Source organism: Saccharomonospora sp. NPDC046836 (genome assembly GCF_040645195.1).
GTDB lineage: Bacteria > Actinomycetota > Actinomycetes > Mycobacteriales > Pseudonocardiaceae > Prauserella_A.
This window is the reverse complement of sequence record NZ_JBEYXW010000012.1, coordinates 161,727-172,054: the sequence shown is the minus strand read 5'-3', so window position 1 is coordinate 172,054 and position 10,328 is coordinate 161,727. Positions and strand designations below refer to the sequence as shown.

The following is a 10,328-nucleotide window of genomic DNA, read 5'->3' as shown; positions in this document are numbered from 1 at the left end:
CTGGCTGTTCGTTGTGCGGTGAACTGGGCGATGAGACGGCGTGTGATGCGCGGCGCGAGTAGCGACTCTCCGGCAGCGACCACGCGGATGCCGTGCAGGAGTTCGGCCGGGCCCGCGTCTTTGAGAAGGAACCCGCTGGCGCCGGCCTGCAGGCCCTCGAAGACGTAGGCATCGGTGTCATAGGTGGTCAGGATGAGGATGCGAACCTGGTGAAGTCCGTTCGCGGTAGTGATCTCCCGGGTGGCCTGGATGCCGTCCAGCTTCGGCATCCGGATGTCCATGAGCACGACATCCGGGCGCACAGCGCGTGCTTGCTCCACGGCTTCGGCGCCGGTGGTGGCTTCCCCCACCACCGTGATGTCGTCCTCGTTGTCGAGCAGGAGCCTGAAGCCGGAGCGCACCAGCTGCTCGTCGTCGACGAGTAGCACCTTGATCGGAACAGCGTGGTTCGTGTTCATACGTTCGCCGTTCCGCTGGGGGCCAGGGGCAGCCTGGCGGTGACCGCGAAGCCCCCACCCGGGAGTGGGCCGGCGTCGAGTTCTCCGCCGAGGAGCTGACAACGCTCGCGCATCCCCAGGATCCCGCGGCCTGGCTTGTGCGGACCGGCGAGCCCCATGTTCGCCGAACCCTCTCGCCGGCCTTCGTCTGTCACGCGGACCTCCACGGTGTCGGTGCCATAGCTCAGCGCGACTGTGACCCGGGTCGGGCCGACGTGGCGGATCACGTTGGTGATCGACTCCTGCAGGATTCGGTACACGGCGCTGCCTACCGCGCTGGGTACCGGCTGCGGCGGCGAGGTCGCGTCGACGTCGATGTCGAGCCCGGCTTCGCGCGCCTTGGCCGTGAGCGCGTCGATCTGGCCGAGGCCGGGGTGCGGGACGCGGCCGTCGTTGTCGTCGCGGAGAACCCCGAGGATGGCCCGCATCTCCTGTAGCGCCTGGGAACTGGTCTGCTCGATGGCCTGCAGGGTCTCGCGCGCTCGTTCCGGTCGCTTGTCGAGCACGTGTGCGGTGACGCCGGATTGGACGTTGATGATGGCGATGGCGTGCGCGACGGTGTCGTGGACCTCGCGCGCGATCCTGAGCCGTTCCTCGTCGACCCGGGCTCGCGCTTCCTCCTCACGAGTTCGTTCTGCCAGCTCGGCCCGTTCCAGCGCTTCGGCCGCGATGACCCTCCTCGACCGGACACTCTCGCCGAGTGCGGCGCTCATGACCGAGGCGCCGATCCGGAAGTACACCCAGCCGATGGCGGCCGGCGGTTGGATGTCGGTGGCGGATATCAGCCAGCACGCGGTCAGGACCGCGATCCCGGCCCCGGCCATGACCAGCGAGCGGCGTCCGTCGCCGAGGGCGGTGAGTGTGTAGATGGCCACGAAGAGTCCGAGCCATCCGGGCCCGTCCGGGAAATCGAGGGAGTAGTAGACCAGGCTGGCGAGCGCGGTCGCGACGAACACCGCGACGGGCCAGCGGCGGCGCACCGCCACGACTACGCCACTGGCGATCAACAGGACATACCCCAGCTGTCCAAGGTCGGCCAGTGGACGCAACACCGCCTCGGACTCTCGGATGGTGCGGGAGACGGTGCCCTGGACCTGCATCACGGTGACGAAAAGCGCCAGCAGCACGTCCTGCGCCCAGGCAGGCAGGCGGAGCAACCTGATGCGGTCCAGCATGTCGCGATCATAGGGTTCCCTGGCGCGAAACGACTCCCACCACCTGCGCGGCCCGCCTACGTCGAGCGGCGCGGTGGCGCACGAGCCGTCTACGTCGAACTGCGTATCCGCTGCCGCCTGCCGGCGGAGGACGCCCCGGTTTCCAGACGCGACGATCGTGTGCAGGTACCCGCCATTCGACCGAAGGGATCCTCACATGTCCGTCCTGCACTTGCTTGCCGCACCGGCAGCCACGCACGACTGGGTCACCGCCGCTGGTTACGAACTCGGCTCAGGGCGAACCGTGCCCACCGCGGCCGCCGTGGTGGCGCTGATCAGCGTCGTCGTCGGCGGGCTGGCTCTGGCCCGCTCCCGTCGTAGTGGCACCGGCAACGGGCGAACCGGGGCCATCGTGGCCCTGGTGGGGAGCCTGGCCGGGCTGGCCGTCGGTGGGGTGCATGGGGCCAATGCCGCCGGTGGTCTCGGCACCGGCAACGGGCTGGCCGGGGCTGTCGCGGCCGTGGTGCTGGGGCTGGCCGGCATGGTCATCGGTGGGCTGGCTCTGGCCCGCTCCCGCCGCTCCAGCCTCACCGGCTGACACGCCCCATGAGTCATCTCACATACGGGTGACCACAATTAGTTGTCCAGAGCGACTGGACATATGGCCCGAAGTTGGCCGAAAATATTCGGCACTGTTACAAGCCTGAACGTGTCTGACCACCGGCCGTGCGCGAGTTGGACGACGCGTGATCAAGAATCCGGTGGAACGTGAACGAAGCCAAATCGAATGATGGCGGCCTGGTGACCTATGCCATCTTCACCGCGTGGGAATGCGCGAGCTGTGACGTTGCTGGACGAACCCCACCGGGCGGGGCCGTCGAATGCTGGAACTGTGGCGGCTCCGTCGTGGTCACCGCGCGCCCGAGTGTCCGGAACGTCATTACCTAGTCTCGCGGAGTCAACGGGCCGGGGAGATCGAAGCCTCCCCGACCCGCAGCTTCCGCGAGGCATCACATTTGGTCAGGACGTGACCGCACACTGTCCGCGGTCTGCCCGAACCGGTCCATCCTTCGTTGGCCGCACGTCGAAATCGAAGATCGCCGTCGGCACATAGATCGTGCAGCAGGCGTTCGGGATGTCGACGATGCCGCTGATGCGGCCTTCGACGGGTGCCGAACCCAGCAGCAGGTAGGCCTGTTCGCCGCTGAATCCCCACCTCTTGAAGTACTCCACCGCGTTCAGGCAGGCCCTGCGGTAGGCAACGGTCGCGTCCATGTAGTGGTTCTCGTCCGTCTCGCGGTCCACCGAGACACCCGAGAAGGAGATGAACTCGGAGTACCGCGGTTCCACGTTCCCCGGCATGAACATCGGATTCGTGGTGATGCCGTACTTTTCCATACCGCCCTTGATCACGTCGACGTGCAGGTCGAGGAACCCGCCCATCTCAATGGCGCCACAGAAGGTGATTTCACCGTCACCCTGGCTGAAGTGCAGGTCCCCGGCCGAGAGCTTGGCGTCGTTGACGAACACCGGGAAGAAGACCCGAGACCCGCGGGTGAGGTTCTTGATGTCCTGGTTTCCTCCGTTCTCCCTGGCCGGCACCGTGCGAGCACCTTCACGGGCGATCCTGTCCGCGGCCTCCCCGGTGGCCATTCCGCCGAGTGCGTTCTGCGGTGTGGGTGGCAGGCCCAGTGGCGGTACACGGTTGGGGTCGCGGTCGATCAGCGCCTGCTCCCTGCGGTTCCACCGCTGGAGCAGCTCGGCCGACGGTGCGGTGCCGAACAAACCGGGGTGGGTGATGCCGGTGTGCCGGATGCCGGGAAGGTGGCGCGAGGTGGCCTGCTGACCGTGGAAGTCCCAGATCGCCTTGTAGGAGTCGGGGAAGTAGTCGGTGAGGAAGCCGCCGCCGTTGTTCTTGGAGAACACACCGGTATAGCCCCAACCCTGTCCCGGCGCCTCGCCGACCTGCTGGGGAACCGGTCCGAGGTCGAGGATGTCCACGATGAGCAGGTCGCCGGGCTCCGCGCCCTCGATGCCGATGGGGCCGCTGAGCATGTGGGCGCGCGTCAGGTCGACATCCCGCACGTCGTTGGCCGAGTCGTTGTTGCCGAGCTGAGCGTCGGTCCACTCCCGGCATTCCAACCGGAACTCCTGCCCGGGACGGACCATCGTGACCACGGGAACGTCCGGGTGCCACCGGTTGTGCCCTGGCACGGTCTGGTCACGCATGGACTTCGACTGGTCTACGGTGAAGATGGTCTCCGGCATGTGATCTCCTCCTCGCTTCGTGAGCTTCTCTCACCAGATGTCGCCCGCTGTTGTCCTGTCCGTATTCGTGCACCTCCTCGTCACGTCGGCGTCGCCGGGCCTTGAGCCGACAGTTGGCTGATGGAGGGTCGGGTCAGCGGCACCAGCGCCACGAAGACCACGACCCCGAAGGCCGCCAGCGCCACGGTGGTGACCGTCGGGTTCAACGCCCAGTAGCCGGTCAGGAGCAGGAACCCGGGAATCGCGCCGGTCACCCAGCCCTCGATCGCGGTCACCCAGCCGGTGTAGTTGTTGAGACGCTCGATCTTGAGCCCGAACAACAGAAAGAACAGGAACCAGAGGAACGCCCAGTACAACCAGATCACGCCGAACGGGTAGTCACCGAGTATGCGGAAGTTGGCGACGGAATAGCCGATCGCCATGATCGCGACGAACAACGAGAACCAGCCGACACCGGTGCTGTCGAGACCGGCGAGCAGGCCGATCCCGACGTACAGATAGGTGAAGCCGAACAGGTAGATTCCCGATGCGGCGAGGATGGTATTGGGATTTCCGCCCGAGGTGAAGATCAGATATGTCGGCGTGATCACCTGTAGTCCGCCGACGAAAAGATTGAAAACGGCGCCGGATTGGGGATTGATCCTGCCCAAGAGCATGACGCCGTTCAGGAAAAGCACAGCGCCGACGAACAGCAGGCCCACAGCTGCCATGAGCGATCACCTCCATGCATCACGCGAGCCGTTGTTCGTGCCGACTCTCGCTGCGTTCGGCGACCTGACAAACGTGCGTGGCCGGGTGCAGGTCAGTGCCGACCGGGCCTGACCCGTGCTCGCCGGCCTGCGCTCATAGTCGGGGAAGGCGGGACAGCGCCGGATGCGGTGGCCGTACCGCCTTGTTGCGAGGTACTTCCGACACGACTGCGGGTTCGTCGCGGGTGCTTTCCGCGCGCTCATGCGCGGCTCCCAACTCCTTGGACATCAGGGAGAGGTGAGCCGTGGTGAACTTTCGGCGAGACGCTCCACCACATTCCGGACACTCCGCCTGTGACGGTGCCGTGCCGATCGGATGCCGCGTCTCGAAGGGCCCACATTGTGCGCAGGCGTACTCGTAGGTCGCCATCACCACCCCCACACATGAGCCGTCTCACGTGTTTCGGGTCGACGGTTGATCTTCACTTTCTGGTCTCTCAGCGTCCAGACCAGCTCACTTCAGCACAACTCCGATAGGAGCGGATGTCAATAGCGGCGACGAACTCGGTTTCAACGGCGCGTCCAACCGTGGCAACGCCTACGCTGCGTCGTTAACGCCGTGGACGCGTGCGTGGTGACCACAGTGGACATGCTGCGCGGTCGACGTCCACATGCGACACCACAGGCACCGTCCTCCAGGCGGCTGGCCAGGCCGTCCAGCAGGCAGGTGAGGCCGAGCTCGAACAAGGCGTCCAGGTCGAGGTCGAGGTCGTCCAGCGCGGTGACTCGCTCGAACATGGGGAACCTGCTCGGCGCGGCGAGCGACGTCAGCACCTCCAGGTTCGCCTTGACCCGTTCGTCGCTGTCCATGCCGGTCTCCGCTTCGGCCTGCGCCGCCGACTCGAGGTTCACCCCGAGCCCGCGTACGAAGCTGAACAGCATGATCTGAATGTTGAGCGAGATGGTGGCGGCGGAAGCAGGACCACAGCGTGTGCGCGGAGGAAGCCAGCGCGTCGCGCCAGCCCGCCTGCTGCTCGTGGGGGAGGAGCTCACGAAGGCCGACGCCATCACGCTGCCCGAGTGCCCGATGGCCGCTGCGGCTCGTTGATCTCTAGGACCGCGCCGCCACGAGCTGGTCGGCTTGCACGATCTCGGCCGCGGTGGGGGCGTGCTCGGGATCGGTGAGCCATTGCAGTGCGGTGCCGACGAGCAGTGAGTAGTAGTGCGTGCCGAGTACGCGGACCTCGTCGTCGGTGGCCTGCGGTCCGGGGCCGCCGAACGCACGCGCCAGCGCGGCGCGGGCCGTCTGCTGGCCCTGGGCGTTCATCGTGCGGATCTTCTCGTCGTGCTTCAGGTAGCTGATGCCCTCGAAGTTGACGAACCACAGCTCGCGGTTGGCCTGGATCGACTCGATGATCCGGCTCCAGCGAGCCTCGTGCGCGGCGGCGAGGTCCGCGGTGTCGGCAGTCTCCGGGGTGGCCGAATCGTCGAGGACGGCGAACAGCAGCTCACCCCACTCCCGGTTCAGCTCGTGGAGCGCCTGCGTGAGCAGCTCCTCCTTCGAGCCGAAGTGGTAGTTGATCGATGCCTGGTTCGCCCCCGACGCGGCTACCAGCTCGCGCACCGTCGTGCGCGCGTACCCGGTCCGCAGGAGGCACTCTCTCGCTGCACTCAGCAGGTTCTCGCGGTGTCCCACGTGTGCTACCGTAGCATGTAAACGTTCGTTTTAAACGAACATTCATCACCTGCGAAAGGGTCAGACATGGGCATACCTGCTGTGCGCACGAGAGACCTGCGCTGCAGATTCGCCGGGGAGGCCGGCCCGGTCGACGCGCTACGCGGGATCGACCTGGACGTCGCACGCGGCTCGTTCGTCGCGATCATGGGCCCGTCGGGTTCGGGCAAGACGACCTTGCTGCACTGCGCTGCCGGGCTACGGACCCCGACCTCGGGAACCGCTGAGCTCGACGGCGTGAACCTGTCCCAGCTTGGCGAGGCGCGGCTCGCGGAGCTGCGCCGCAGGCGCATCGGGTTCGTGTTCCAGTCGTTCAACCTGCTCCCGGCGCTGACGGCGGCGGAGAACATCGAGCTGCCGCTGCGTCTGGACTCGCGCCGGGCCGACCCGCGGCACACGGCTGCCCTGCTCGCCAGGGTCGGCCTCGGCAACCGCGGCCAGCACCGCCCGGACCAGCTGTCGGGCGGGCAGAAACAGCGCGTGGCGGTCGCCAGGGCGCTGATCACCGGCCCGGACGTGGTGTTCGCCGACGAGCCGACCGGAGCGCTGGACATTCGCAGTGCGCGGGAGGTGCTGTCCCTGCTGCGCCAGCTGGCCGATCAGGGACAGACGATCATCATGGTCACCCACGACCCGGTGGCCGCCTCGTTCTCCGACGAGGTGCTCTTCCTCGCAGACGGCCTGATCGTCGACCGGCTGGCCCAGCCGTCCGCCCGCGCGGTCGCCAGCCGCATGGCGACCCTCGTCGAGTCGGCCGAGCGGGCGGCGAATGCGGCGGGGGTGCGCTGAGATGATCGCACTGGCATGTCGCCTCTTCCGTCATCACCGCGCGACGGCGCTCGCCACCGGGCTCGTCGCGCTGGTCGGGATGGCGCTGGTCGTGGCGATGGCCGCGCTTCTCGGCACGGGCCTCGCAGACGGAACGGCCCGTGCGGACCGGCCGTTCCTGACTCAGTTCCCGCTGATCATGGGTGGCTGGGTGGTCGCGATCGTGGTGTTCGCCATGGTCTCGACCGTCGGGGTCACACTCAGCGGAAGGGCCGCCGAGATCGGTGGCCTGCGCCTCATCGGAGCCACTCCGCGCCAGGTGCGGGTGCTGGTCTCGGCGGAGACGCTGGCGGTCTCCGCCGCGGCCGCGCTGCCCGGCCTCGGTGCCGGCTACCTCCTCGGCTGGATCCTCATGGCGAGCATCCGTTCCGCGGGACTGACCGATCCGGCGTCGAGCTTCGCACCCGGACTGGGTGTTCCGGTCGCCGGCGTCGCCCTCGTGCTGGTCGCCAGCACGGTCGCAGCGTGGATCGGCAGCCGTAAACCGGCGGAGCGGAGCCCCGTCGAGGACCCGGTGCCCGCGACGTCCAAACAGCGCAGGGAGAAAGGACGGCGAGTCGTCGCGGCGGTCCTGCTGATCGCCGGTGTCGGCTCGGCGAGCGCGGTCCTCGGCCTGTCGGCGGACAACATCGCGACGACCGCGATGACCGGGCCGGCCACGGTCCTCACCGCCATCGGACTGGCCGTGCTCGCACCCGAGCTCGTGAACGTGGTGAACCGCATCCTGCGCGGCTTCCCGGCGTTGCCACGGGGTGCCGCAGCGCATCTCGCGGCCATCAACCTGTCCGCAGCGCCGGAGCGGGTGCGTCCGGTCGTCACGTTTCTCACCCTGCTCGTCGGGGTGTCGGCAGGCACCCTCAGCATGCAGGGGATCGAGAACCAGCACGCGAGCGCGGACAGCACGGCCCAGGTCCTGGCGTCGATCAACTACCTCGTGGTGGTGCTCATCGCGCTCTTCACGGCGATCGCGTTGACCAACAACCTGGTAGCCGCCATCGGCCGGCGGCGCGAGGAGTTCGCGGTGCTGTCCCTGATCGGCTCGACCACCCGGCAGGCGCGCGGGATGCTGCTGCGCGAAACCACCGCGGCGACGATCGTCAGTGTCGCCGTGGCCGGTATCGGCGCGCTGGTGTGCGTCATCCCGTTCGCCATCGTCAAGACCGGCAGCCCCGCCGCGGCGTTCGACGCGGGCCCCTACCTGCTGAGCATCGCGATCGGCGCCGCCATCGCCCTCGGCGTCACGTCCGTCGCGGGCAGCAGAACCATCCGCAACGCCTGAGAGTGCCGACGCGGAACAGCGGCTGCGGAACGAACACGAGATCTGGCTGACGACAGTGCGGTCGGACGGTCAACCCCAGGCATCGGCGGTCGGCTTCCTCTGGGCCGGCGCGGAGCTGCTCATCCTGACTGATCCGCACAGCCAGAAGATCCGTAATCTCAACGGCAATCCCAAGGTCGCCCTGCACCTCGATATCGACCGGCACAGCGAACAGGGTGGCGTTGTCACACTCGAAGGTCTGGCGATGCTCGATGCCGCACCGTTGAGCTCGGACGAGCGCACCACCTATGCACAGAAGTACACGGACGAGATTCGTGCGGCCGAGCTGACGCCGCACGACCGGTACGGGCTGTCCGTCGACGCGATCACGACGCGGGTGCGCAAAGAGCTCTGACGTGGCCGGTAGCCTTGAGCCATGCCACGAATCGCTACCGCCGAGCACGTTGATCGGTCCGCTCTGCTGGAGTTCTTGCGGCCTCGCCACCGAGGCGTGCTCGTCACCACCCGCTCTGACGGCAGCCCACAGCTGTCGCCGGTGACGTGCGGTGTGGACACGCAAGGCCGGATTGTGGTGTCCACTTATCCGGAGCGGGCGAAAGTGCGCAACGTGCGCCGCGACGCAAGGGTGTCGATCTGTGTGCTGTCCGATGACTGGAACGGTCCGTACGTGCAGGTCGACGGACAGGCGGAAGTGCTGGACATGCCCGACGCTCTGGACGGGCTGGTGGAGTACTTCCGCTGTATTTCTGGAGAGCACCCGGACTGGGACGAGTACCGCGATGCCATGGTCCGGCAGAACAAGTCCTTGATCCGCATCGATATCGAGCGCTCGGGTCCAATCGCGACCGGCGGTTTCCCGCCCCAGCTCGCCGGTTCCTGAACCCAGCCGTCCTATCAGGACTGTCAGCGGGAACGGGTGAGCGGCCGGAGGATGGTGTCGACCTCGTCGTGGGCCGGGCTGTCGACGTACCGGTTCTCCGGCTGGCACCAATCCAGCGGGGTGCGCTGGTGCTGTGGGTCGCGGAGGCCGGGGTCGGCGCCGTGGGCGAGCAACCGTCGGACACTGGCGGGCCGCCCATGGTGCGCGGCAACGTGTAACGGCAGCCGTTGCCATTCGGCGTCGGCCTGGTTGACCGGAGTTCCGGCGGCGACGAGCTGGTCGATCACCGCCAGCCGCTGGTGGTCGGAGGCGAACACCAGCGCCCGTAGCCGGCTCTGCAGCGTGCACCGGCCCGGCTCCCAGCGGCTGATGTCTCCAGCGGCGGCGGCCATTTCCAGACTGCCGGTGCGGGCGCCGGCGGCCACCAGCAGGTCGAGGACCTGGGTCATGCCGAAGACCGCCGCATGGTCCAAGGCCGTGGCGCTGGGTACTCCGCCGGAGTCGGGCGCGGAGACGGCGTCGATGTCAGCCCCCGCCTCGATGAGAACCTCGGCGACCTCGGCGTCGCCGTAGCTGGCGGCCGTGATCAGTGGCGTTTCCTTGTCACCGGCATGCCCGTCGACCGGCGCGCCGGCGTCGAGCAGCGCCTTGGCGATGGCGCCGGTGCCGGGCAGCTCGCGTGGCAGGCCCAGCCGCTCGTGGTCGAAGCGCAGCATGGCCACGTAGCCGAGCAGGTCAGGGCCGTTCTTGTGGTCGCACCAGTGCGCCAGCTTGGTGGTGGCCGACTCGGGGTGCTGGGCCAGCAGCCCGGTCAGGCGGGCGAGGTCCCGGTTGTTGAGGATGTCGCGGCGGTCGACTTCCAGTTCGAGCTCTGCCCAGCTGGGGAACCCGTACTCGCGGGCGATCGCCAGCTGCGCCGACGCGAGGTCGCCGCGTCGCAGCTCCTCGGCTTGGTGCCGCAGCTGGGCCAGGTTCGTTCGCGCGGGAAGGTAGGCCAT

Annotated in this window: 14 protein-coding genes; 6 read left to right on the top strand and 8 right to left on the bottom strand. The window is 67.7% G+C overall.

From position 1 onward, the window contains the following. Together ABZ863_RS16505 and ABZ863_RS16500 are read right to left on the bottom strand one after the other, a co-directional pair. A partial coding sequence (locus tag ABZ863_RS16505; protein WP_358536037.1) for a response regulator transcription factor occupies window positions 1–458 on the bottom strand: 458 nt, incomplete at its 3' end. Then, the gene (locus tag ABZ863_RS16500) at window positions 455–1,672 is read right to left on the bottom strand and encodes a sensor histidine kinase (protein WP_358536035.1); all 1,218 of its coding nucleotides are present in this window, start codon (window positions 1,670–1,672) and stop codon (window positions 455–457) included. The genes ABZ863_RS16500 and ABZ863_RS16505, both read right to left, overlap by 4 nt. A 196-nt stretch (window positions 1,673–1,868) precedes the next feature. Here ABZ863_RS16500 and ABZ863_RS16495 point away from each other — a divergent pair, with 196 nt between their 5' ends. Next, window positions 1,869–2,249 (top strand): DUF6223 family protein, encoded by a 381-nt coding sequence (locus tag ABZ863_RS16495; RefSeq protein WP_358536033.1) that lies wholly within the window; start codon window positions 1,869–1,871, stop codon window positions 2,247–2,249. A gap of 422 nt (window positions 2,250–2,671) precedes the next feature. On the opposite strand, the gene fmdA is transcribed toward ABZ863_RS16495, so the two are convergent. The 4 genes from fmdA to ABZ863_RS16475 form a co-directional block, all read right to left on the bottom strand. Next, window positions 2,672–3,919: a formamidase gene (fmdA, locus tag ABZ863_RS16490; RefSeq protein WP_358536031.1), complete on the bottom strand. Its 1,248-nt coding sequence runs from the start codon at window positions 3,917–3,919 to the stop codon at window positions 2,672–2,674. A gap of 80 nt (window positions 3,920–3,999) precedes the next feature. Further along, the gene (locus ABZ863_RS16485; RefSeq protein WP_358536029.1) at window positions 4,000–4,629 is read right to left on the bottom strand and encodes an AmiS/UreI family transporter; all 630 of its coding nucleotides are present in this window, start codon (window positions 4,627–4,629) and stop codon (window positions 4,000–4,002) included. A gap of 133 nt (window positions 4,630–4,762) precedes the next feature. After that, entirely contained in the window at window positions 4,763–5,038 is a 276-nt protein-coding gene (locus ABZ863_RS16480) for a zinc ribbon domain-containing protein (protein ID WP_358536027.1), read from the bottom strand. Window positions 5,039–5,178: 140 nt separating this feature from the next. Beyond that, window positions 5,179–5,550, bottom strand: a complete 372-nt coding sequence (locus tag ABZ863_RS16475) for a TetR/AcrR family transcriptional regulator C-terminal domain-containing protein (RefSeq protein WP_358536025.1) — start codon at window positions 5,548–5,550, stop codon at window positions 5,179–5,181. A 7-nt stretch (window positions 5,551–5,557) separates the two neighbouring features. Here ABZ863_RS16475 and ABZ863_RS16470 point away from each other — a divergent pair, with 7 nt between their 5' ends. Then, window positions 5,558–5,716, top strand: coding sequence for a hypothetical protein (locus ABZ863_RS16470; protein ID WP_358536023.1), 159 nt, complete (start codon window positions 5,558–5,560; stop codon window positions 5,714–5,716). Window positions 5,717–5,719: 3 nt separating this feature from the next. Here the strand turns inward: ABZ863_RS16470 and ABZ863_RS16465 are convergent, their stop codons facing one another. Next, a complete protein-coding gene (locus ABZ863_RS16465; protein WP_358536021.1) occupies window positions 5,720–6,304 on the bottom strand; it encodes a helix-turn-helix domain-containing protein in 585 nt (194 codons plus the stop codon). A 66-nt stretch (window positions 6,305–6,370) separates the two neighbouring features. Here ABZ863_RS16465 and ABZ863_RS16460 point away from each other — a divergent pair, with 66 nt between their 5' ends. Genes ABZ863_RS16460 through ABZ863_RS16445 form a run of 4 tightly spaced genes read left to right on the top strand, consistent with a single transcriptional unit; the run spans window position 6,371 to window position 9,330 of the window. Beyond that, on the top strand, window positions 6,371–7,132 hold the full coding sequence (locus tag ABZ863_RS16460; protein WP_358536019.1) for an ABC transporter ATP-binding protein: 762 nt from the start codon (window positions 6,371–6,373) through the stop codon (window positions 7,130–7,132). 1 nt (window position 7,133) lies between these two features. Continuing rightward, on the top strand, window positions 7,134–8,450 hold the full coding sequence (locus ABZ863_RS16455; protein WP_358536017.1) for an ABC transporter permease: 1,317 nt from the start codon (window positions 7,134–7,136) through the stop codon (window positions 8,448–8,450). Between the two features lie 22 nt (window positions 8,451–8,472). Then, window positions 8,473–8,844 carry a pyridoxamine 5'-phosphate oxidase family protein gene (locus tag ABZ863_RS16450; protein ID WP_358536043.1) on the top strand — a complete coding sequence of 124 codons (372 nt, stop codon included), beginning with the start codon at window positions 8,473–8,475 and terminating at the stop codon, window positions 8,842–8,844. Between the two features lie 21 nt (window positions 8,845–8,865). Next, a complete protein-coding gene (locus tag ABZ863_RS16445; RefSeq protein ID WP_358536015.1) occupies window positions 8,866–9,330 on the top strand; it encodes a PPOX class F420-dependent oxidoreductase in 465 nt (154 codons plus the stop codon). A gap of 23 nt (window positions 9,331–9,353) precedes the next feature. Here the strand turns inward: ABZ863_RS16445 and ABZ863_RS16440 are convergent, their stop codons facing one another. Further along, complete coding sequence (locus ABZ863_RS16440) at window positions 9,354–10,328, bottom strand: ankyrin repeat domain-containing protein (protein ID WP_358536013.1); 975 nt, start codon at window positions 10,326–10,328, stop codon at window positions 9,354–9,356.